The organism is Paraburkholderia sp. EG287B (assembly GCF_040965595.1).
In the GTDB taxonomy this organism is placed as follows: Bacteria; Pseudomonadota; Gammaproteobacteria; order Burkholderiales; family Burkholderiaceae; genus Paraburkholderia.
Map to the genome: position 1 here is coordinate 174,041 of NZ_JBFRCG010000013.1, position 20,879 is coordinate 194,919.

General features: G+C 64.8%; 21 protein-coding genes. 10 read left to right on the forward strand and 11 right to left on the reverse strand.

Annotated elements, in window-relative coordinates:
• Positions 1-54: 54 nt before the first annotated feature.
• The 5 genes from AB4Y40_RS24645 to AB4Y40_RS24665 form a co-directional block, all read right to left on the reverse strand.
• On the reverse strand, positions 55-420 hold the full coding sequence (locus AB4Y40_RS24645) for a hypothetical protein (RefSeq protein ID WP_368690026.1): 366 nt from the start codon (positions 418-420) through the stop codon (positions 55-57).
• A 266-nt stretch (positions 421-686) separates the two neighbouring features.
• Entirely contained in the window at positions 687-1,454 is a 768-nt protein-coding gene (locus AB4Y40_RS24650) for an ABC transporter ATP-binding protein (RefSeq protein WP_368690027.1), read from the reverse strand.
• A gap of 34 nt (positions 1,455-1,488) precedes the next feature.
• Complete coding sequence (locus tag AB4Y40_RS24655) at positions 1,489-2,202, reverse strand: ABC transporter permease (protein ID WP_368690028.1); 714 nt, start codon at positions 2,200-2,202, stop codon at positions 1,489-1,491.
• Entirely contained in the window at positions 2,199-2,888 is a 690-nt protein-coding gene (locus AB4Y40_RS24660; RefSeq protein WP_069263215.1) for an ABC transporter permease, read from the reverse strand. The genes AB4Y40_RS24655 and AB4Y40_RS24660 overlap by 4 nt, the downstream gene beginning before the upstream one ends.
• Before the next feature lie 64 nt (positions 2,889-2,952).
• Entirely contained in the window at positions 2,953-3,711 is a 759-nt protein-coding gene (locus AB4Y40_RS24665) for an ABC transporter substrate-binding protein (RefSeq protein ID WP_368690029.1), read from the reverse strand.
• Positions 3,712-3,977: 266 nt separating this feature from the next.
• Here AB4Y40_RS24665 and hutH point away from each other — a divergent pair, with 266 nt between their 5' ends.
• Together hutH and hutU are read left to right on the forward strand one after the other, a co-directional pair.
• Positions 3,978-5,516, forward strand: coding sequence for a histidine ammonia-lyase (gene hutH / locus AB4Y40_RS24670; protein ID WP_368690030.1), 1,539 nt, complete (start codon positions 3,978-3,980; stop codon positions 5,514-5,516).
• Positions 5,517-5,565: 49 nt separating this feature from the next.
• Positions 5,566-7,254, forward strand: a complete 1,689-nt coding sequence (gene hutU, locus AB4Y40_RS24675) for a urocanate hydratase (protein ID WP_368690031.1) — start codon at positions 5,566-5,568, stop codon at positions 7,252-7,254.
• A 53-nt stretch (positions 7,255-7,307) separates the two neighbouring features.
• Here the strand turns inward: hutU and AB4Y40_RS24680 are convergent, their stop codons facing one another.
• Entirely contained in the window at positions 7,308-7,985 is a 678-nt protein-coding gene (locus AB4Y40_RS24680) for a helix-turn-helix domain-containing protein (protein ID WP_368690032.1), read from the reverse strand.
• Positions 7,986-8,087: 102 nt separating this feature from the next.
• On the opposite strand from AB4Y40_RS24680, the gene AB4Y40_RS24685 reads away from it, so the two are divergent.
• From AB4Y40_RS24685 to AB4Y40_RS24700, 4 genes are read left to right on the forward strand one after another with little or no spacing between them, the layout of a single operon-like run.
• Complete coding sequence (locus AB4Y40_RS24685) at positions 8,088-9,374, forward strand: MFS transporter (RefSeq protein ID WP_368690033.1); 1,287 nt, start codon at positions 8,088-8,090, stop codon at positions 9,372-9,374.
• A 26-nt stretch (positions 9,375-9,400) separates the two neighbouring features.
• The gene (locus AB4Y40_RS24690; protein ID WP_368690034.1) at positions 9,401-10,927 is read left to right on the forward strand and encodes an amidase; all 1,527 of its coding nucleotides are present in this window, start codon (positions 9,401-9,403) and stop codon (positions 10,925-10,927) included.
• A gap of 2 nt (positions 10,928-10,929) precedes the next feature.
• Positions 10,930-11,283 (forward strand): RidA family protein, encoded by a 354-nt coding sequence (locus AB4Y40_RS24695; protein WP_368690035.1) that lies wholly within the window; start codon positions 10,930-10,932, stop codon positions 11,281-11,283.
• 27 nt (positions 11,284-11,310) lie between these two features.
• Complete coding sequence (locus AB4Y40_RS24700) at positions 11,311-12,543, forward strand: NAD(P)/FAD-dependent oxidoreductase (protein ID WP_368690036.1); 1,233 nt, start codon at positions 11,311-11,313, stop codon at positions 12,541-12,543.
• A 26-nt stretch (positions 12,544-12,569) separates the two neighbouring features.
• On the opposite strand, the gene AB4Y40_RS24705 is transcribed toward AB4Y40_RS24700, so the two are convergent.
• The 5 genes from AB4Y40_RS24705 to AB4Y40_RS24725 all read right to left on the reverse strand — a co-directional run bounded on the left by AB4Y40_RS24705 (position 12,570) and on the right by AB4Y40_RS24725 (position 16,947).
• Positions 12,570-13,361, reverse strand: coding sequence for a MipA/OmpV family protein (locus AB4Y40_RS24705; protein WP_368690037.1), 792 nt, complete (start codon positions 13,359-13,361; stop codon positions 12,570-12,572).
• Positions 13,358-14,263 carry an alpha/beta fold hydrolase gene (locus AB4Y40_RS24710; RefSeq protein WP_342923163.1) on the reverse strand — a complete coding sequence of 302 codons (906 nt, stop codon included), beginning with the start codon at positions 14,261-14,263 and terminating at the stop codon, positions 13,358-13,360. Before AB4Y40_RS24710 ends, AB4Y40_RS24705 begins: the two co-directional genes overlap by 4 nt.
• A 16-nt stretch (positions 14,264-14,279) precedes the next feature.
• Positions 14,280-15,056: a DUF4118 domain-containing protein gene (locus AB4Y40_RS24715; RefSeq protein ID WP_368690038.1), complete on the reverse strand. Its 777-nt coding sequence runs from the start codon at positions 15,054-15,056 to the stop codon at positions 14,280-14,282.
• A 245-nt stretch (positions 15,057-15,301) separates the two neighbouring features.
• Positions 15,302-16,636 carry an AAA-associated domain-containing protein gene (locus AB4Y40_RS24720; RefSeq protein ID WP_368690039.1) on the reverse strand — a complete coding sequence of 445 codons (1,335 nt, stop codon included), beginning with the start codon at positions 16,634-16,636 and terminating at the stop codon, positions 15,302-15,304.
• Between the two features lie 170 nt (positions 16,637-16,806).
• Positions 16,807-16,947 (reverse strand): hypothetical protein, encoded by a 141-nt coding sequence (locus tag AB4Y40_RS24725; protein WP_368690040.1) that lies wholly within the window; start codon positions 16,945-16,947, stop codon positions 16,807-16,809.
• A gap of 974 nt (positions 16,948-17,921) precedes the next feature.
• Here AB4Y40_RS24725 and AB4Y40_RS24730 point away from each other — a divergent pair.
• The 4 genes from AB4Y40_RS24730 to AB4Y40_RS24745 all read left to right on the forward strand — a co-directional run bounded on the left by AB4Y40_RS24730 (position 17,922) and on the right by AB4Y40_RS24745 (position 20,879).
• Positions 17,922-18,221: a hypothetical protein gene (locus AB4Y40_RS24730; RefSeq protein WP_368690041.1), complete on the forward strand. Its 300-nt coding sequence runs from the start codon at positions 17,922-17,924 to the stop codon at positions 18,219-18,221.
• Positions 18,222-18,319: 98 nt separating this feature from the next.
• The gene (locus tag AB4Y40_RS24735) at positions 18,320-19,801 is read left to right on the forward strand and encodes a carbohydrate porin (protein WP_368690042.1); all 1,482 of its coding nucleotides are present in this window, start codon (positions 18,320-18,322) and stop codon (positions 19,799-19,801) included.
• Between the two features lie 202 nt (positions 19,802-20,003).
• The gene (locus tag AB4Y40_RS24740) at positions 20,004-20,519 is read left to right on the forward strand and encodes a hypothetical protein (protein WP_368690043.1); all 516 of its coding nucleotides are present in this window, start codon (positions 20,004-20,006) and stop codon (positions 20,517-20,519) included.
• A 162-nt stretch (positions 20,520-20,681) separates the two neighbouring features.
• Positions 20,682-20,879, forward strand: a complete 198-nt coding sequence (locus tag AB4Y40_RS24745) for a hypothetical protein (protein WP_368690044.1) — start codon at positions 20,682-20,684, stop codon at positions 20,877-20,879.

Below are 20,879 nucleotides of genomic sequence, written 5' to 3' on the forward strand. Positions count from 1 at the left end.
GGCGCTCGATCGCCGACGATCGGCTTTCGATTGGTTGGGCCTGCCAGGCGTCGCTCACTGCGATTCGACGAACTCGATGATCTCGCCGTTGTCGCGCTTGAGGTACAGGTCGGCGCCTTTCATGCGCACTTCGTTGCACGAATACGGCATCTTGCTGCCTTTGCTGCAGATCTTGCCGTCCTCGGCTTTCCAGTCGCCGTGGTCGGCAAAGCCTTTGCTCGACTTGAAGTCGTAGTCGCCGTTATTGCCGTACTGCACATGCCACGTGCTGCCGTCGGCGATCTTGATGTCGAATGCCTTGCCCGAGAGGCGTTGCTGGAGGTCGGCCGCGCTGGGGCTCGCGGACCCGTCCGGGAATGCCGCTGCGTCGGCAAAAGCCGTAGCGGGAACGATGAGCAGGAGGGCAAGCAGCTTTTTCATGGGAGGTCTCCTGAAAAGCCGGATTACTGCCTTGCTTCGACACGATGGAGCGGCGCGCTCGTCCGGCGGATAGCCCGACGCGAGGCGTGGAGGCGGGCGTTGGGCGTCGCTCCCGTTGACGTTTTCACTATAGCGCCGGGCGCTTGCGCCAATGTGGCCTGGCGCACACAAGGTGTGTAACCGGAGCAGCACTTCGATGCCCGCGCATCGTTGCACATGCCCCCGAGGTGCGCTGGCGGGCCTTGAAACGACAGCCCGCCACGACCTTACTTCAGCCGTCCCGCGAGGAACTGCTGGAGCCGCTCGCTGCGCGGCGCATTGAGCACGTCCTTGGGGTCGCCTTGCTCTTCGATCTTGCCCTTGTGCAGAAACACGACGTGATTCGACACGTTGCGCGCGAAGCCCATTTCGTGCGTGACGACGATCATGGTGCGGCCTTCCTCCGCGAGCTTCTGCATGACCTTGAGCACTTCGCCCACAAGCTCGGGGTCGAGCGCGGAAGTGGGCTCGTCGAACAGCATCACTTCGGGCTCCATGGCCAGCGCGCGGGCGATCGCCACGCGCTGCTGCTGGCCGCCGGAAAGATGCGAGGGGTACTTGTGCTCGACGCCGGCGGCCAGCCCCACCTTGTCGAGGTACTTGCGCGCGCGGGCCTCGGCTTCGCTGCGGGAGAGGCCGAGCACGCTGACCGGCGCCTCGATGATGTTCTCGAGCACGGTCATGTGCGCCCAGAGATTGAAGTGCTGAAAGACCATCGAAAGGCGCGTGCGCATTTTCTGGAGCTGCTTCGGATCGCTCACGCGCAGCGCGCCGCCGCGGTCGGCGCTCGTGCGGATCTCCTCGCCGTTGAGCGTGATGCGTCCCGAGCAGGGCGATTCGAGAAAGTTAATGCAACGCAGGAACGTGCTCTTTCCCGAACCGCTCGATCCGATCAGGCTGATCACGTCGCCAGCCTTTGCCTTGAGCGATACGCCCTTCAAAACCTCGTTCTCGCCGAACTTCTTGTGCAGGTCGTCGACAATCAGCTTGTACATACTCGGGTCACTCCATCAAAACTGCGTGAAATTCTTAGTGGCCTTGCGGCTTCAGATACGCCAGCACACGTGTTTCGAGGCGGCGGAAACCCCAGATCAGGGCGAAGACGATGGACGCATAGAGCGCCGCCGCGATGCCGTACGCCTGGAACGTCATATAGGTGGCGGAATTGGCATCGCGCGCCACCTTCAGGATGTCGGGCACGGTCGCGGTGAACGCCAGCGTCGTCGCGTGCAGCATGAGGATCACCTCGTTGCTGTACGAGGGCAGGGCGCGCCGCAACGCCGAAGGCAGGATGATGCGCGTGTAGATCTTGGTCTTCGACATGCCATACGCCTGGGCCGCTTCGATTTCGCCATACGCGGTCTCGCGAATCGCGCCCGCGAAGATTTCGGTGGCGTAAGCGCACTCGTTCAAGGCAAACGCCAGCAGCGTGCAATTCATGGCACTGCGAAAGAAGTCGCCAAGAACCGGATTGGCCTGCACGAAATGCAGGCTGTAGAGGCCGGTGTAGAAGAGCAGCAGCTGCACATAGAGTGGCGTGCCGCGGAACACGTACGTGTAGACCCAAACCGGCCGCGAAAGCCAAGGGTTGCGCGACGCGCGCGCAATGGCGAGCGGCACGGCAAGCAGGAAGCCCGCCACGATCGACACGACCAGCAGCCAGAGCGTGATGGCGAGGCCGCTCGTGTTGAAGCCGTCGCTGAACAGATAGTTGGGCCAGTATTGACGAAGCAGTTCGATCACAGCGCTGCCCTCCGCACACCGGTCGAATAGCGCTTTTCGAGGCGGTGCAGTGCCAGGTTGGAAACCGTGGTGATGGCGAGATAGATCGCGCCGGTCACGAGCGTGAAGAAGAAGAACGCCTGGGTGGCCTTGCCCGCGTCCTGTGCGGCCTTCACCACATCGGCGAGACCGATGATCGAGACGAGCGCCGTGGCCTTCACGAGCACCTGCCAGTTATTGCCGATGCCCGGCAGCGCGAAACGCATCATCTGCGGGAACAGGATGCGCGTGAATACCCGCGTGGAACTCATGCCGTAGGCGAAACCGGCTTCGATCTGCCCGCGCGGCACGGCGAGAAACGCGCCGCGGAAGGTCTCCGTGAAGTACGCGCCGTAAATGAAGCCGAGTGTGATGACGCCGGCCACGAACGGATCGATGTCGATCTGGTCCATGCCCATCATGTCGGTCACGTCGTTGAGCCAGATCTGGATGCTGTAGAACAGCAGCAGCATGAGCACGAGGTCGGGCACCGCGCGAATGAGCGTGGTGTACGCCGTGCCGATGCGCGCAAGCATGCGGTTGGGCGAGAGCTTCGCGGCAGCGCCCGCAAGGCCGAGCAGAAATGCGGCGCCGAGCGAAAGCACCGCGAGCTTGATGGTTTCCCACGTGCCCGCAAGGAGCAGCGGGCCGAAGCCTTGAAAGACCATGGAAGGTGTCCTCGTTCAGGGGAGCGGCGCTCCCCCTGGTTGTTGCAGATGAAGACGGCGGTGCTTAACCGCCGTACACGTCGAAGTCGAAATACTTCGACTCGATCTTCTTGTAGGTGCCGTCCTTGATCATGTCGGCGATCGTCTTGTCGATCTTCGCCTTGAGGTCGGCATCGTCCTTGCGCAGGCCGATGGCGGCGGCGCCCGTGGGGATTTCCGCGCCCGCGAACGCAAAGCCTGCGCCACGCGGCGTCTTCAGGAAGCCGAGATTGGCCTGCACTTCGTCTTGCAGCGCGGCGTCGAGGCGCCCCGACTGCAGATCCAGATAGACCTGGTCCTGGTTCTGGTAGGAAATCACGTTGATGCCCTTGGGCGCCCAGTTCTGCTTCGCGTAGGTTTCCTGAATCGAGCCTTGCTCGACGCCCACCGTCTTGCCCTGCAGCGAAGCGATGGTCGGCTGCAGCGGCGAGCCTTGCTTGGCGACGAGGCGAGTAGGCGTGTTGAACATCTTCGCCGAGAAGGCGATCTGCTGCTCGCGCTGCGGGGTGATGGTGAGCGCGGACAGGGCGCCGTCGAACTTCTTGGCCTTGAGGCCCGGGATCATGCCGTCGAAATCCTGCTCGACCCACACGCATTTGGCGTTCAGGCGCCGGCAGATTTCGTTGCCGAGGTCGATGTCGAAACCGACCAGCTTGCCATCGGTCGCCTTCGACTCGAACGGCGCGTAGCTCGCGTCGGTGCCGAAGCGGATGGTCGACCAGTCTTTCGCGTACGCGCCACCGGCGGCAAGGGCGAGGGCGACACACAAGGCAAGTTTCTTCATGAAGTCTCCGATAGGAATGGTTGGCGTGTGCCCGGTCATGGACTGGAGGTTCGGCACGGCAAGTTGTCTATACAATTATCGATGTGTCGGAAAGACCGGCAATCGGTGTTATCACCTGGGGATTTCACTGTGCCACAATCGAAAGATGGCGTAATTCAGGCGTCAGGAAGCGGAAATGCGGGTATACGTGGAGCAGATTGAACTTGTATAGACAAGCTCGCTTCGGTAATCTGATTCCACCTTGTCCAGACAACTTTGACACCGCAATGAACATCAAACTCACTCCCGGCCATCTGACCCTGTCCCAACTGCGCCAGATCGCGCGTGCCGATGAAAACGGCGGCGTGAAGCTCGAACTCGATCCGGCCAGCTTTGCGGCCATCGACGCAGGCGCACGCGCCGTTGCCGAGATCACGGCGAAGGGCGAGCCCGCCTACGGCATCAACACGGGCTTCGGGCGTCTGGCGAGCACGCATATTCCGCGTGAGCAGCTCGAACTGCTGCAGCGCAATCTGGTGCTCTCGCACGCCGTGGGCGTGGGCGAGCCGATGTCGCGTCCCGTCGTACGTCTCCTGATGGCGCTGAAGCTGTCGAGTCTGGGCCGCGGCCATTCGGGCATTCGCCGCGAAGTGATGGACACGCTCATCACGCTGTTCAATGCCGACGTGCTGCCCGTGATTCCGGTGAAGGGTTCCGTGGGTGCTTCGGGCGACCTCGCGCCGCTCGCGCATATGTCCTGCGTGCTGCTGGGTGTGGGCGACGTGTTCGCGAAGGGCGAGCGCATGAGCGCGGTCGAGGGCCTGCGTCTCGTCGGTCTCAAGCCGCTCGCGCTGCAGGCGAAGGAAGGTCTCGCGCTGCTCAACGGCACGCAGGCTTCCGCCGCGCTTGCGCTCTACAACATGTTCGCGATCGAGGACCTGTACCGCACGGCACTCGTCTCGGGCGCACTCTGCGTGGATGCCGCGGCAGGTTCGGTGAAGCCGTTCGACGCGCGCATTCACGAACTGCGCGGCCATCGCGGCCAGATCGAGGCGGCCGCGGCCTATCGCACGCTGCTCGAAGGCTCCGCGATCAATCTCTCGCACCGCGACTGCGGCAAGGTCCAGGACCCGTACTCGCTGCGCTGCCAGCCGCAGGTGATGGGCGCGTGTCTGGACCAGATGCGCCATGCGGCGCAGGTGCTGCTCATCGAAGCGAACGCGGTGTCGGACAATCCGCTGATCTTCCCGGAAACGAATGAAGTGCTCTCGGGCGGCAACTTCCACGCGGAACCGGTGGCCTTCGCCGCCGACAACCTCGCGCTGGCCGCGGCCGAAATCGGCGCACTGGCCGAGCGCCGCATCGCGCTGCTCATCGACGCGACGCTTTCGGGCTTGCCGCCTTTCCTCGTCAAGGACGGCGGCGTGAACTCGGGCTTCATGATCGCGCACGTCACGGCGGCCGCACTGGCGTCGGAAAACAAGACGCTCGCGCATCCGGCCTCGGTCGATTCGCTGCCGACCTCGGCCAACCAGGAAGACCACGTTTCGATGGCGACGTTCGCCGCGCGCAAGCTCGCCGACATCGCCGACAACACGGCCAACATCCTCGCGATCGAACTGCTCGCCGCCGCCCAGGGCGTGGACCTGCGCGCGCCGCACCACACGAGCCCGGCGCTCGCGCATGTGATGCAGTCGGTGCGCGCCGAGGTGCCGCATTACGACCTCGACCGCTATTTCGCGCCGGACATCGCCGCGATGACGAAGCTCGTGCAGAACGGCGCGATCGCCAAACACAGCCCGCTGGCGTTCGAGTCCGAGCAATAAGCGCCGAAGGCCAGATAAAAACCTGAATAACATCCGAGACGAAGACGTTATGAACCAACCGAACTTCACCGACCCGCGCCTCGACCCGACCCGCACGATCCGCGCGCCGCGCGGCAGCGAGAAGGTCTGCAAGACCTGGCTGGCGGAAGCCGCCTACCGGATGCTCCAGAATAATCTGGACCCCGAAGTCGCCGAGCATCCGCATGCGCTCGTGGTGTACGGCGGCATCGGCCGCGCGGCGCGCAACTGGGAGTGTTTCGACCAGATCCTCGCGTCGCTCAAGGACCTGAACGAGGACGAAACGCTGCTGATCCAGTCGGGCAAGCCGGTGGGCGTGTTCCGCACGCATGCCGACGCCCCGCGCGTGCTGCTCGCGAACTCGAACCTCGTGCCGCACTGGGCCACGTGGGAACACTTCCACGAACTGGACCGCAAGGGCCTCATGATGTACGGCCAGATGACGGCGGGCAGCTGGATCTATATCGGCTCGCAGGGCATCGTGCAGGGCACCTACGAGACGTTCTATTCGGTCGCGAACCAGCACTTCAACGGCGACCCGAAGGGCCGCTGGATTCTCACGGGCGGCCTCGGCGGCATGGGCGGCGCGCAGCCGCTCGCGGCGACGATGGCGGGCTTCTCGATGATCGCGGTGGAATGCGACGAGACGCGCATCGACTTCCGCCTGAAGACGCGCTACGTGGACCGCAAGGCGAAGACCATCGACGAGGCGCTGGCCATCGTCGAGGAAGCGAAGAAGACGGGCAAGCCGGTTTCGGTGGGCCTGCTCGGCAATGCGGCAGACGTGTTCGCCGAGTTCGTGAAGCGCGGCATCACGCCTGACTGCGTGACCGACCAGACGAGCGCGCACGATCCGATCCACGGCTACCTGCCGCAGGGCTGGACTGTGGAACAGTGGCGCGAAGCGCAGAAGGTCGCGCCGGAAAGCATCGTGAAGGTCGCGAAGGAGTCGATGGCCCACCAGGTGCGCGCGATGCTCACGCTGCAGGAGCGCGGCGCGGCCACGCTCGACTACGGCAACAACATCCGCCAGATGGCGCTGGAAATGGGCGTGGAAAACGCGTTCGATTTCCCGGGCTTCGTGCCGGCGTATATCCGTCCGCTGTTCTGCGAGGGCAAGGGCCCGTTCCGCTGGGTGGCGCTCTCGGGTGACCCCGAGGACATCTACAAGACCGATGCCAAGGTCAAGGAACTGATCCCGGACGATCCGCACCTGCACAACTGGCTCGACATGGCGCGCGAGCGCATCGCGTTCCAGGGGTTGCCGGCGCGTATCTGCTGGGTGGGCGTGAAGGATCGCTACCGTCTGGGCCAGGCGTTCAACGAAATGGTCAGGAACGGCGAGCTGAAGGCGCCCATCGTGATCGGCCGCGACCACCTCGACACCGGCTCGGTGGCGAGCCCGAACCGCGAAACGGAATCGATGAAGGACGGCTCGGACGCGGTGAGCGACTGGCCGCTGCTCAATGCGCTGCTGAACACGGCGGGCGGCGCGTCGTGGGTGTCGCTGCACCACGGCGGCGGCGTGGGCATGGGCTTCTCGCAGCACTCGGGCGTGGTGATCGTGGCGGACGGCACGCAGTCGGCGCACGAGCGTCTGGGCCGCGTGCTGCTCAACGATCCGGCCACGGGCGTGATGCGCCACGCGGACGCCGGCTACGAACTCGCGCAGCAAACGGCGCGCGAGGCGGGTCTCAAGCTGCCGATGCTCGGCCGATGAGCGGCGTGACGCCGCCGTTCAAACGCGGCGGCGTCACACTTGCGAGCGCCAGCTCAGAGCGTTTCGGGCAGCCGGTGTGAGTCGTTGTCGACGCAACAAACCAGCACCTCGGCATCCTCGGCACCCGTGCTGAGATAGACGTGCCCCACGGCGCTGTCGAAGTAGAGACTGTCGCCGGGCGACAGCTTGAAGACCGTGCCGTTTTCAAAATGCAGTTCCAGCTCGCCGCGCAGCAGGAACAGAAACTCCTCGCCGCTGTGGCGGATGTAATCGGGAAACGCGTCCATCGTGCGCGCATGGATGCGTCCGCGCATCGGCACCATGCGCTTGCCCGTGAGATCGTTGGCGATCATGCCGTACTCGTAGTTCGGCGTATCGTAGATCATCTGTTTGCCCGCGCGCGTGAGCGACGGCTTCATCGGGCCGGCCGCCTTGCGCTTCCTGCGCCCGAAGATCGTGTCGAAGTCCACGTTGAGCGCGTGCGCGAGCGCCGCGAACTTGTCATAGGTGAGCGCAATGTCGCCGCGTTCGGCCTTCGAAATCGTCGAGACGGCGATGCCCGACAACTCCGATAGCTGCATCAACGTCAACTCGCGCGCCTTGCGCGCCTCGCGCAGACGCGCGCCAACGGCCGCGTGATCGATTTCCGTTGCCGCCTGCCCGGTTGCTTTCCCGGTTGCATGCTCAGTTGCGTGCTCAGTTGCGTGATTACGTGCTGCGCTTTTTGCCATGGAAGGGAGGGTTCCCGGTTACGGGTTTTGTCGTATACGAGAAATGATTTTTTCTCGTATATGATAACTCGCATCTCGACTCCCTTTTGAAGGAGCAGCGTCGTGGCCTCAATCGCACTGGGAAAAACGGGTCTTTCGAAGGGCCAGGTCATTGCCGCGACGACGCTGGGCACGGCGCTCGAGTACTACGACTTCACGATCTACAGCTTTTTCGCGATCCAGATCGGCAAGCTGTTCTTTCCCTCTGCATCGTCGGTCAACCAGTTCCTGCTTTCCATCGGCCTGTTCGGCGTGGGCTTCGTGGTGCGTCCGCTCGGCGGCATCGTCATCGGCGCCTATGCGGACCGCGCCGGGCGCAAGCGCGCCATGGTGCTCACCATCATGCTGATGGCGCTGAGCTGCGCGCTGATCGCCTGTGCGCCGCCGTACGCGGTGGCGGGCATCGCCGCGCCGCTCATCGTGCTTGCGGCGCGCCTGATCCAGGGCTTCGCGGCGGGCGGCGAGTTCGGCCCCGGCACGACGCTGCTCGTGGAATATGCGAGCGACAACACGCGCGCGTTCTTCGCAAGCTGGAACTTCGCTGCGACGGCGCTGGGCCTCGCGCTTGGCGCGACGGTCGCCACGCTCGTGAACGTGCTGCTGCCCAAAGAGGCGGTCGACAGCTGGGGATGGCGCGTTCCGTTTCTCGTCGGCATCGTGGCGGCGCCCGTGGGCATGCTGATCCGCCGCCGCCTCGAAGAGACGCTGAGCGCCGCACCGGCGCACGGCGCACGCCGAAGCGGCGCGTTGAAGTCGGCGCTCACCACGCATCTGAAACTCACGATACTCGGCACTTTCGCCGAACTCGGCGGTTCGGTCTCCATCTACATCACAGCGTTTTTTCTGCCGAATCACGCTGTGCGCGTGTTGCATCTTTCGTCCACGGCGGCCGTCGCGTCGGGCGTGGTCAGCTCGCTGGTGCTGTTCATTGCCGCCCCGCTCGTGGGCAAGCTCGCCGACCGCTACACCCGCAAGCGCGTGCTCGTGATCTCGCGCGTCGTGCTGTTGCTGAGCGTCTACCCGGCGTTCGCCTGGCTTTCCGCCGCGCCTTCCATGGCGCTGCTCTGCGCGGTGTCCGCCTTCCTCTCCGTGTTGGTGGCGGGGCAGGTCGTGCCGGTGCTCGTGATGATCCCCGAGCTGTTCCCGCGCGAAGTGCGGGCCACCGGCATTGCGCTGACCTATGTCGTGAGCGCCTCGATCTTCGGCGGATTTTCGCCACTTGTGGCAAGCTGGATCGTCGCGCGCACCGGCAATCCGCTCGCGCCCGCCTGGTATGTGGCGGCTGCCAGCGCCATTTCGCTGATCCCGCTCGTCTGGCTGCGCGACCGTACCGGCGAGGCCATCGGCTGAACACCTTTTCATCAGGAAACCGAACGATGCTCGACAAGACCGAACTGGTCAGCCTGTCCGCCGTCGAACTGCGCCGCCTGATCGGCGCCAAAGCCATTTCGCCCGTCGAACTGCTCGACGCGTGCATCGAACGCATCGAAGCCGTGAATCCGGCCGTCAACGCGATTACGGCGACCTGTTTCGACGCCGCGCGCGAAGCGGCCAAAGCGGCCGAGCAGGCCGTCATGGACGGCAAGCCGCTCGGCCTGCTGCACGGCCTGCCGCTCGGCGTGAAAGATCTCGAAGACACGGCGGGCCTGCTCACGACCTACGGCTCGCCGATGTCGCGCGGGCACGTGCCTTCGCGCGACGTGGTGCTCGTGGAGCGCCTGCGCGCGGCGGGCGCGATTCTCGTGGCGAAGACCAACGTGCCGGAGCTAGGCGCGGGCGCGAATACGCGCAACCCCGTATGGGGTGCAACGGGCAATCCGTTCAACCCAGCGCTCAATGCCGGAGGCTCGTCGGGCGGCTCGGCGGCGGCGCTCGCGTGCGACATGCTGCCGGTTTGCACGGGTTCCGACACGGGCGGTTCGCTGCGCATTCCCGCCGCGAAGTGCGGGGTGGTGGGCTTCCGTCCGTCGCCGGGGCTCGTGCCGAATTCGCGCCGCCTGCTCGGCTGGACGCCGATCTCGGTGGTCGGGCCGATGGGGCGCGACGTCGCCGAAACGGCGCTGCAACTCGCGGCAACCGCGGGCGAATCGGCTGGCGATCCGCTGAGCTATGCCGTGGATGCCAACGCGTTCGCCTTGCCTGCGCACATGGATCCGTCGACGCTGCGCATCGGCTATACCGAAGACTTCGGCTGCTGCGACGTCGACCCGCAGATTCGCGCCGTGTTCCGCGCGCGCATGGCGGAACTCGAACGCATCGTCCATACGTGCGAGCCGGTGGCGTTCGATCTGGGCGACGTGCATCGCTGCTTCGACGTGATCCGCGCGGAGAGCTTCGTCGCGGGCCTGCATGCCGCCTATACGCGCGACCCGGGCGCGCTCGGTCCGAACACGCGCGCGAACTATGAAATGGGCGCGACGATGTCGCTCTCGGACAGCGCGTGGGCGCAAGCCGAGCAAACGCGCATCTACCAGCGCTTCCAGAGCGCGTTCGCGCGCTACGACGTGATCGTTTCGCCCACCACGCCGGTGACGCCGTTCCCGTGGACCGAGCTTTATGCCGCGCAGATCGACGGCCGCGCGCAGGAGAATTACTACCGCTGGCTCGCCCTCACGTACGTCGTTACGCTCACCACGCATCCGGCGCTCGCGCTGCCGTGCGGCGTCGATCACGCGGGCATGCCGTTCGGACTCCAGATCGTGGGCCCGTTTCGCGGAGACATGAAAACGCTCGCCGTCTCGCAGGCGCTGGAAACGGCGTTTTCGGCGTATCCTCATCTGCGTCGTCCGCGCCCCGATCTCGCGCGCCTGACGCAAGCCAATCCGGCGCTGACGTCCATCGTCACGGCCCCTCCCGTATACAACCCGGCCGGCAGCGACGCTGCCGGTCTTTCGGCGGTGTGAACATGAGCAACGACATCCAAAGACTGCAAACCAACGCGCGCATGAGCCAGGTGGTGATCGCCAACGGCGTGGTGTATCTCTCGGGCCAGGTGCCCGATACCGCAGGCGCGACGATCGACGTCCAGGCTACCGAAATCCTCACGCGTATCGACAAGCTGCTCGCATCGGCGGGCGTGGACAAAACGCGCGTGCTGACCGCGAACGTGTGGCTCAGCGACCCGAAGCATTTCGACGCGTTCAATGCCGTATGGGACGCCTGGGTTGCGCAAGGGCACGCGCCCACGCGCGCCTGTGTGCAGGCCTTGCTGATGCGCCCGGGCCTCGACGTCGAAGTGGCCGTCACCGCGCTCGCCTGAGTGCCTTCGAGCCAGGAACATCGCGTGATGAAATTCGATTCGGTCGTGCTTGGCGGCGGTATCGTCGGCGTCTCGGTGGCTTTGCAGTTGCAGCGGCGCGGCCTCTCGGTCGCGCTCGTGGACCGCAGGGCGCCGGGCAATGAAACATCGCACGGCAACGGGGGATTGATCCAGCGCGAGGGCGTCTACCCTTATGCGTTTCCACGCGAGCTTTCAACGCTGCTGCGCTACGCGCGCAACCGCTCGACGGACGTGCGCTATCACCCTGGGGCGATGCCGAAGCTGCTGCCTTTTCTCTATCGCTACTGGCACCATTCGCGCGCCGACCGGCACGCCGAGATCGCGCGCGCGTATTCCACGCTCATCGAGCATTGCGTGATCGAGCATCGCGCGCTGATCGAGGCGGCGGCCGCACAGGCGCTGTTACGCACCAATGGCTGGATGAAGGTGTTTCGCAGCGCCGCCGCCATGGACGCCACGGTGGCCGAGGCACAGCGCTGGCAGCGCGAGTACGGCGTGGGCCACGAGGCGCTGGATGCCGCGGCGCTGCGCGACGCCGAGCCCGCGCTCAGTCACACGCTGGTGGGCGGCGTGCGCTACACCGATTCCGATTCGGTTAGCGATCCGAATGGATTGGTAACGGCCTACTCGAAGCTCTTCGAACAGCTAGGCGGCCGCGTGATGATCGGCGATGCCGCGACGCTCGAACCGTCGTGGCGCGTCATGACACAGGATGGCCCCGTGCTGGCGAAGTCGGCAGTCATCGCCATGGGGCCGTGGTCGGGCGATCTCACGGCGCGGCTCGGTTACGCGTTGCCGCTCGCCGTGAAACGCGGCTATCACATGCATTACGCAGTTACGAATGGCGCGAAGCTGAATCAACCGGTACTCGACGCCGAAGCGGGTTTCCTGATTACACCGATGGTGCGCGGCACGCGTCTCACGACCGGCGTCGAACTCGGCTTGCGCGATGCGCCAAAGACGCCCGTTCAGCTCGAAGCCGTGGAGCCGCTCGCGCGCGAAATCTTCGCGCTTGGCGCGCGGCTCGATGCCGAGCCGTGGCTGGGCCGTCGCCCCTGCACGCCCGACATGATGCCGATCATCGGGCCTGCGCCGAAGCACGACGACCTCTGGTTCGCTTTCGGCCACGCGCACCACGGTCTCACGCTCGGCCCGGTGACGGGGCGCCTGATCGCGGAAATGATGACGGGCGCGCCGACGGTGGTGGATCCCCGGCCATTTCGCGCCGATCGGTTTTGACGGCGCGCGCACCGGCGCACGCGTGGTCAGAACCGGTAATTGAGCCCCGCGAACGCCGTGATCTCGCGGCGGCTCTCGGTGATCGGGCTGTCGGCGGCGTAATGCTGAAGGCGCCCGAACGTCGCGTTCACCGAACCGACCCAATGCTTCGAGAAGTCATGCGTCATGTAGAACGTCATGTGCAGGTCGCGAATGCCCGCGCCCGGCGCATAGGCCGGCAAGCCGGATGCCGCACTCTCGTCCGGCGTCACGCCAAATAGCGTGCGCGTGTAGACGCCGTTGGCCCACGTGAGCCCCGGACCCACCGAAAACAGCCACCCCGTCAGCGGCAGCGACACATAGAGGTCCGCCGTTGCCGTCGTACCTTGCCCGTGGCCGCTGATGTCCTGATACATGGCAACGGCGCCCGTGAACGCCCACGCCGTGTAATCGGCGAAAAGGCGCAGCTTGGGGCCGTCATCGACATTGCTCAGGCCGTGCAGATGCGGGTCGTCCGACACGGTACGCGACTGGAAGTCGAAGCTCAGCGAAGCGCCCACATGGTAGTTCTCCGCGGAAATCACGTTCACGCCCAGCACGTCCGGCCCTTGCGAGAAGAAGCGGTCGCGGTACGAGATATCGAGCGACGGGAACGGATAGACCTTCATGTGGCGCGCGCCCGGATACTCGGGCGCGAAATAGGCGCCCGGACCGATCGAGACTTTCCACGGCGAGTCGGTTGTCGCGGTGCTGGACGTATCGTTGTCGGCCCACGCGTGCGAGGCGAGGGTCAGCGCGGCGACGCACGCCAGCCCTTTGATTGCTACGGATGGCTTCACGTATTTTTCCTTCCCACTGCCGCCAGTTGGCGCAGGCGCCGGGCGAGCGCCTTGGAGACGACCGGCGCGTCCTTCGCGCCGCGCGCGACTTCGCTCTCGCGCAGGAACAGGGCCGTTTCGCGCGCAACGATCTCGCGTTCGTTGTCCGAGGTGATCATGTGATACGAATCGTCGAGCCAGAGCGTGCGCAGGAAGTTCGAGCCGATGCGGTCGATCACGTGGCGCGGGTTGCGCGGGCTCGACGTTTCGTCGTCGATCGCGTGGATCACGAGTGTGTCGTTCTCGATCGCGGCGACATCCTTGCGGGCCGCGCGCGCGAGGCGCAGCGCCTGATGCAGCGCGGGCAGCGCAATCGTCGAGGGGCCGACCTCGCTGAAGTCGCTGCGCTGCATGGCGCGCGCGATCTTCTTGCGCAGCGCTTCGTTGCGCACGCCGAACGGTTCGGCCTCGCGATAGCGGTAGCGGTGGCGCAGCGGCGTGAAGTATGCCCAGTCGAGCAGGAAGCGATACCACGGGATCGCCCAGCCGTCATAAGCAAGCGTGAGCGAGAGCAGGACCAGCGACTGCGCGGCGGGCCGCTCGCGAATCAGACGTAGCGCGAGTGCGCCGCCGATCGACAGCCCGCAGATCGAGACGCGCTCGTAGCGCGCCGCCAGGGCGTCGAACTCGCGCGCGGCGTTTTCGACCCATTGTTCCATCGGCAACTGGCCGGTGCCGGCGCTATAACCGTCGATGACGGGCGCGCATACCGTGAACCCTTCGCCTTGCAGATAGCGCGCGAGATAGCGCAGCTCGATCGGCGAGCTGGAGAGTCCGTGAAGCATGAGCACGGCGTGGCCGTCGCCTTCGCAGAAGAAGCGCGTGGATTGCACGGCTGGCGCTTCGGCAGCGGCCAGTTCCATGTCGAGCGTCGCCATGTCAGCTCTCCGTGCGCAGCACGAGAAAATCGCCTGCGTGAGTGGTGAAGCGTTCGCAGTTGCAATTGACGTGCCGGTACTCGCGCTTGTGCTGCTCGCTGCGCAGGCGCACGCGATGATGGCCCGGCGACAGGGCGTGCGTGAGGCGCTGCACGTCGTCGGGGTGCAGGGCGTCGAAGAGCGGGCCAGGTGCGACTTCGGCGGCGGCCGGCAGCGCTTGCGACATGCTCTGTCCCACGCTCGCGCGCTGGGCGGCATTGCGCTCGAGCCCCTTGATGAGGATGAAGCCTTCGTGATGCTGCGCGAGATGCCGCAGCAGGCGGTGCGTTTCGTCGACGGCGCGGCGCGCCAGCGCGCGTTCGTTGTCGTGACGCAGCAGCATTTCGTAGCGGGACTGGGCGACCGACGTAATCAACTGCGCGCGAAACTGCTCGCGCCGCAGACGCTCGATCAGCGTGATCACGATGATCGTGACGAGCGGGTACGACACCATCAGGATCACATCGCGGGTGTCGAGGAACGTAATGTAATTGTAGGGAGGTACGAACATATAGTCCGCAATGGCCAGACCCAGCACCATCACGGTCAGCGCAGGCGCGAGGCCGAGGAAGTATTCGACCAGCGAAGCGGCAATACAGAACGTCGTGCCCGGCATCATCGGGCCGAGCAGGGGGTGCAGTGCGAAGCGGATGGCGCTCGCGAGCACGAGCGCGCCAGCGGCAATGCACCATCGGCGCGGGCCTCTTGGCGCCCAGAGGCGGGCGTTACGGACTTTCATGGTTTCCCGGGTCGCCCGCCGCGTGACGGGCCGTCGCGCGCGTATTGCGCATGGGCAATCGCTGACGCTTTAGTTGTAAGCAGTGAAAGGAATTCGACAGGAACGGCGAGAAGCGGCCGCGGTGACCGATCCGTCACCGTCAGCGCTCTGACGAATTTTTGTGTGTGTCGAATATTACCACTGTTTACAAACGTCGGACCAGGCGAAACGAGGCCGCCGAGGGAAACCGTCGCGGGATTCAGACGTCAGGATTCGACGTCGGCGAGGCTGAATATTCCGGTCTTGTCGTTATACGAAAAGATCTCGGCGTAGCGGCCCCAGGCGATCACGGCGTCGAGCGTTTCCTGCGCGGCGTCGTCGGCCAGCAGGTCCTCCAGTTCCTGCTCGAAGCGCACGCGCGGGGCGCGATGTCCGGGGCGCTCGTTGAGCACCGTGCTGATCCGCGCGGCCAGCGGCACGTTGCGCAGCAGATGTTCGGCGAACATCAGCTTGCGCTCCTGCGTATTGAATTCGTTGAAGGTCTTGCCCGCGTGCGTGAGCACCACGTCGCCTTCGCTGACCTCCGCAAAGCCGAGGTGCTGGAGCATTTCCGCGACCGGGAAGAGTTCGTTGACTTCCAGTTGCAGCGTGCGTGCGATTTCCGGCATGTCCGCGCGGCCGTGGTAGGGCGCGGCGGCCAGCGTTTCGATCAGGCCCGCCATCAGGTTGACCGACACGCCCGGCAGCGCGCTGCCCGGCTCGAGTTCGGGTTTGGCCGGCGCGCCCGCCTGGCGCGCGGTCATCTTCGCGTAGATGTCGTCGACGAGCGCGCGGAACGCCGGGTCGAGACGATTGCGCGGGTGCTTGAACGCCACCGGAATTTCGGCCACCACGCGGCCCGGGTTCGACGACAACACGAGAATGCGGTCGCACATGAATACGGCTTCCTCGATATTGTGCGTGACGATCAGCACCGACTTAATCGGCAGGCGGCCTTGCGTCCACAGGTCGAGCAGGTCGGTGCGCAGCGTTTCGGCCGTGAGCACGTCGAGCGCGGAAAAGGGCTCGTCCATCAGCATCAGCGTGGGGTCGACCACGAGCGCGCGCGCAAAGCCCACGCGCTGGCGCATGCCGCCCGAAAGCTCGCGCGGATAGGCGTTTTCGAAGCCGTCCAGACCGATCAGGTCGATGGCGGCGAGCGCGCGCTTGCGCCGCTCGTGCGGGCCGACGCCGATCGCCTCCAGGCCGGCCTCGACATTTTCCAGCACGGTGAGCCACGGGAACAGCGCGAAGGTCTGGAACACCATCGCGACGCCTTCGGCCGGACCGCGCAGCGGCTTGCCGAGATAGTTCACGTCGCCGCTGGTGGGCGGAATCAGGCCCGCGATGATGCGCAGCAGCGTGGACTTGCCGGAGCCCGAGCGGCCCAGCAAGCCGACGATCTCGCCTTCACGCAGCGTGACGTCCACGTCGTCGAGCACCAGCTGCTCGCTCGGGTTCTTGCCGAAGCCGCGGCACACGTGCTGGACGCACATCACTTCCTGGCCGGTGCGGGACCGCGTCTGCAGCACGTCGGGAGTGATCGGTTTGAGGTTTTGCATGGGATTGATACTCAATCAAGGCGAAGACGGAACTCGGCATGCGCGTGCAACAGCCGGTTCAAGGCGAAACGAAAAGCGCGTGAAAGGGAATGGTCAACTCACGGTCACGCTCAGGGAACTCATCGCTTTTCCAACGATGGCGAATCTTCGTGACCGGAGTTTGGCAGAACTTAGGAAAGCCGGGACTTGATGCGGCGCCACAAGTCTTTCCATGGGTGGCGGCGGGCAGGTTCGAGCGACAGCAGCGCTTCATAGTGCGCGCGCGCCTCGTTGACGTGAGGCAGATGCGACAAAAGCAGACCGAAAATCATGATGTTTCTCCGGACGTCTGGCGTGTTTGGGCGAGTGCAAAGCCCGCAGACGTTCGGTCGCCGCGCAGTCGGCGCGGTCGCAGGGGTCTACGTGCTTTCCTCGGACGAGTTCAAAGGCAAGCGGTAAGGGCAACTGTCACTGTCGGGCATTTCGGCTCCTGTTCATGCCGGGCGCAGGCCAGCCGGGGGCAGGCGTACGGCGGCCGCGGGCGCAAGCGCTCGCGAGGTTATGCCAATGCGTACGCGAGCGAAGGCCGCTTCGGCGTGGCGCATGGTTTGGGGTGCACGAGGGAAGACTGCTACGGCGCGCACCGTCTGCCTGCTGGCAGGACGGCGGCTCGGGAAGGGGAGCGGATGTCCTGCCGGTCAGGCAGCGAAACTGTTCGAAGATCGACTACTGCTACTGTCCAAGGCATCGGCCCCATTGAGAAGACGGGCGAATTCTAGTCTCGGTAAAAACACCAAGTCAACCCAAATTGCTAAGCAGAGCAGAGATTCGATTCTGAAGGTTGGAGAAACGCGATTGAAAGGAATCGGAGTCTGCGGGACTGTTGCTGGCTGATTTCGTCTTTATGCTTTTTTTACTTGCATTTTTGTCTGCGTGCCCAATACAATCCGCCCCGTCATAGCAAAGGAGTCCTCCGTGGACGCATGTTCTAGTAGTGGAAGTCCGATGCCGGCCAGCGCCGGCAGCACCACCGCGAGATAGTCGCCGCAGGTTCACTCCTTCGCCGCTAACTCGCTTACGCCGGGTTAGCGCGCTTCGTTACTGACTGGTCTCAGTCGCTTTGCGACCAGTCTGCCAACAGCACGCTCCCTCTTGTCGATTGCCATTTGCAAGCTTGCTTGCAGGAATGGCTGCGCATTCGCATTTCGTCCGCTTTTTAAGCGGTCAACGCGGAGGGATGATGTTCGTCTTTCTCTTTCCTGTCTTTCAGCTGCGCGCGTTGCGGGCTATCTGCCGTCGCGCACGAATGCTCGTGGCTGCAGCGGCGCTTGCCTGCCTGCACGGCTTCGCATTCGCGGCTGCGGTTCGCGCCACGCCTGCCGGCGTGCGCCTTCGTATGTTGCACGTTGCACGCCGTGCCGCCCACATGGCGGCGCGCGGCGCGCTGCGCACCGTTCACGCGGGACATCCGCTCACGCCCACGGGGTACGTGCTTCTCGGCGCGACCGTAGCGGCGGCCGCGCTGGTCTCGCTGCTGTGCGCATCCGCGACCGCGTGCACTTCCGAGCCGGAGCGTCCTTTATGGCCGCATTCGCGCTTCGCGTAGAAAACCTGCGCGCCGGACACAGTTTCATCAAGCTTCGCAGGCACGCTCTGCGTTGAATAGCGGACTTGTCCGCAACTTACCAAAGCCCCACAAATACTATGAAAAACATCCTCAAGAGCAGGCTGCTCGGTTCGGGCGCACCCATTACGCTGAGCGCGGTTCTCTCGCTGGGCGTCGTGCCCGCCGCCTTCGCACAGACCAGCGGCGAAAATGCGCCCGCTCAACCGGCTTCGCCCGCTGCTCCTGCTTCGTCAACCGGTGCAGCGGATCAGCAACAAGCGCCCGCTGCCGATCAGAATGCAGCCGCGCCCACGGGCCTTTGGGAACGCTCGAACCTCTTTGGCGATATGGGCGGTTTGCGGCCCTGGCTCGCGCAGTACGGCTTGTCGTTCGGCCTGCAGGAAACCAGCGAGTACATGGGCAACGTGAGCGGCGGAACGAGTCGCGGCGGCGCCTATCAAGGTGTGACTGAGTTCAGCCTCGGCATGGACACGCAAAAAGCGTTCGGTTTGCCTGGCGGCATCTTCAATGTGTCCGGCTTCCAGATTCACGGCACGAGCCTGACTGCGCGCAACCTGCAAACGCTGCAGAACGCGAGCGGCATCGAGGCCGATGCCTCGACCCGCCTGTGGGAGTTGTGGTACCAGCAGACGCTGCCCGGCGGCAAGGTCGACGTGAAGGTCGGTCAGCAAAGCCTCGACCAGGAGTTCATGGTCAGCCAGTATGCGAATACGTTCATGAACGCGACGTTCGGCTGGTCGGTCCTGCCGTCCGTCGATCTGCCTGCGGGCGGCCCAGCGTATCCGCTTTCGTCGCTCGGCGTGCGTGTGCGCGCCACGCCTACGGACGCGATCACGGTGCTCGGCGGCGTATTCGACGGCAACCCGGCGCCGGGCGATGGCGACCCGCAAAAGCTCAACGCGAGCGGCACGAATTTCAACCTGGGCAATGGCGCGCTGGTGATCGGCGAAATTCAGTATGCAATCAATCAGCCGCCCGCCAATAATTCGGATCCCAAACCAGGTGGGATGCCCGGCACCTACAAGCTTGGCTTCTGGTACAACAGCAACCGTTTCGCCGACCCGGCGACGGGCGTGACGGGCGTGGGTGGCCCGGTTAGCCATCGGGGCAACTACAGCATCTATGCCGTGGCGGACCAGATGGTCTGGCGTCCGAGCGCCGACAGTCCGCAGTCGGTGGGCGTGTTCGCGCGCGTGATGGGTGCGCCCGGCGACCGCAACCTGGTGGACCTCGGGGTCAACGCGGGCGTGACGCTCAAGGCGCCGTTCAAGGGACGCGACAACGACGTGGCCGGCCTGGCCGTCGGCTACGCGCACATCGGCTCGCACGCGCAGGACTATGCGAGCGCCCAGGCGGTCTCGACGCCCGGCTACCCGTCGCGCAGCGCCGAGACGGTTCTGGAAGCGACTTACCAGTATCAGATCGCGCCGTGGTGGCAATTGCAGGCGGACTTTCAGTACTTCTTCCGGCCGGCCGGCGGCATTCCAGATCCGCAGAACGCGTCGCGGCGTATTGGCGACGAGGCGGTGTTCGGCTTGCGCACGACGGTCGCATTCTGACGGGAGAATGCCGCTCCCGCGGCCGGATTGGCGGCGGCAGGAGCATGCAGGATGACGAAGCGTTGCGTGGTCTGCGTGAAGATATGAGCGAAAGGCGAGGGAAGATACCGATTGGTCGGACTTGTGATTGATCTAGACTCCAGGGGCGAGTGCTGCGCAGCTATTCGATGCGGCACCAGTTTCCAGACGCAGATTTCGTTCCATGAAGCATCCGATCCAGGGATGGCTTTTGGGTGTCGCTCTGCTGGCGCTTGCCAGCGTCTCGGCGGCCGAACCCGCCAAGTCGGCGCATACCCAGAAGCCTGTCCAGAACCACGTTCAAAAGCACGTCCAGAAGGACGCGAGGGGCCACGCCCCGAAGCACGCCGTTGCGGCCGCACCCGCGCCGGCGGCGCCATCCGTCTCTTTGCCCGCCATTGCGAAGCGCTTCGAGTACCAGTCGCCGTTTGAAAGGCAGTACGACGCGCATCTGGCGACAACCACCGCCGCAACGCCTGGCATTCCGGACGATACCGACGCCATGCTCGATCCGGGCGCCAACGGGACGCGCACGCCGGGCGCCCAGGTCGACAGCAACGGGATCCCCAACCAGGCGCTCCACCCGCAAACGCCGCCGCTCGTGACGGTCGGCGACTGGGATCTCTCCGCCGATGCGCATCTTCCGCTATCGCGCTCGCATGACACGGGGGCGGCGATCAGCGCCCGGCATGGGTTCTAACGCGCGAGGCGAACATCCCCCGCCACCCACTTCCTTACCGTCGCGAGGGAATTGGTAAGGCATTGCGGTTGTGACACGTTGCTCCCGGGAATGCGAATGAGGCGAGTCAGTAAGCTGACAAGCTCAACTACCGCAAAAAAATCCTCCCCGGACCCACGCCCCATGTCACAACGACGCCCAACCCGTTCGCGCATCCTGGGTCAGCTCCTGCTCCCCGTGCTGCTCAGCTCGACGCTGATGCTGCAGGGCTGTGCGACGACCGCGGAAAATATTGCCCTGGGTTTTGGTATCGGCTCGGTCGGTACCATTTCGGCCCTGGGTTGCCTGCTCGCCTGCCAGATGAACGACGCGCGCTGGTAA

Excerpts from the sequence above, each read along its gene's own strand:
- AB4Y40_RS24725 (WP_368690040.1), bottom strand. The coding sequence starts at position 16,947 with ATGATTTTCGGTCTGCTTTTGTCGCATCTGCCTCACGTCAACGAGGCG.
- AB4Y40_RS24660 (WP_069263215.1), bottom strand. The coding sequence starts at position 2,888 with ATGGTCTTTCAAGGCTTCGGCCCGCTGCTCCTTGCGGGCACGTGGGAA.
- AB4Y40_RS24650 (WP_368690027.1), bottom strand. The coding sequence starts at position 1,454 with ATGTACAAGCTGATTGTCGACGACCTGCACAAGAAGTTCGGCGAGAAC.
- AB4Y40_RS24735 (WP_368690042.1), top strand. The coding sequence starts at position 18,320 with ATGAAAAACATCCTCAAGAGCAGGCTGCTCGGTTCGGGCGCACCCATT.
- AB4Y40_RS24720 (WP_368690039.1), bottom strand. The coding sequence starts at position 16,636 with ATGCAAAACCTCAAACCGATCACTCCCGACGTGCTGCAGACGCGGTCC.
- hutH (WP_368690030.1), top strand. The coding sequence starts at position 3,978 with ATGAACATCAAACTCACTCCCGGCCATCTGACCCTGTCCCAACTGCGC.
- AB4Y40_RS24665 (WP_368690029.1), bottom strand. The coding sequence starts at position 3,711 with ATGAAGAAACTTGCCTTGTGTGTCGCCCTCGCCCTTGCCGCCGGTGGC.
- AB4Y40_RS24730 (WP_368690041.1), top strand. The coding sequence starts at position 17,922 with ATGCTCGTGGCTGCAGCGGCGCTTGCCTGCCTGCACGGCTTCGCATTC.
- AB4Y40_RS24710 (WP_342923163.1), bottom strand. The coding sequence starts at position 14,263 with ATGGAACTGGCCGCTGCCGAAGCGCCAGCCGTGCAATCCACGCGCTTC.
- AB4Y40_RS24645 (WP_368690026.1), bottom strand. The coding sequence starts at position 420 with ATGAAAAAGCTGCTTGCCCTCCTGCTCATCGTTCCCGCTACGGCTTTT.
- AB4Y40_RS24680 (WP_368690032.1), bottom strand. The coding sequence starts at position 7,985 with ATGGCAAAAAGCGCAGCACGTAATCACGCAACTGAGCACGCAACTGAG.
- AB4Y40_RS24715 (WP_368690038.1), bottom strand. The coding sequence starts at position 15,056 with ATGAAAGTCCGTAACGCCCGCCTCTGGGCGCCAAGAGGCCCGCGCCGA.
- AB4Y40_RS24740 (WP_368690043.1), top strand. The coding sequence starts at position 20,004 with ATGAAGCATCCGATCCAGGGATGGCTTTTGGGTGTCGCTCTGCTGGCG.
- AB4Y40_RS24700 (WP_368690036.1), top strand. The coding sequence starts at position 11,311 with ATGAAATTCGATTCGGTCGTGCTTGGCGGCGGTATCGTCGGCGTCTCG.
- AB4Y40_RS24745 (WP_368690044.1), top strand. The coding sequence starts at position 20,682 with ATGTCACAACGACGCCCAACCCGTTCGCGCATCCTGGGTCAGCTCCTG.
- AB4Y40_RS24690 (WP_368690034.1), top strand. The coding sequence starts at position 9,401 with ATGCTCGACAAGACCGAACTGGTCAGCCTGTCCGCCGTCGAACTGCGC.
- hutU (WP_368690031.1), top strand. The coding sequence starts at position 5,566 with ATGAACCAACCGAACTTCACCGACCCGCGCCTCGACCCGACCCGCACG.
- AB4Y40_RS24695 (WP_368690035.1), top strand. The coding sequence starts at position 10,930 with ATGAGCAACGACATCCAAAGACTGCAAACCAACGCGCGCATGAGCCAG.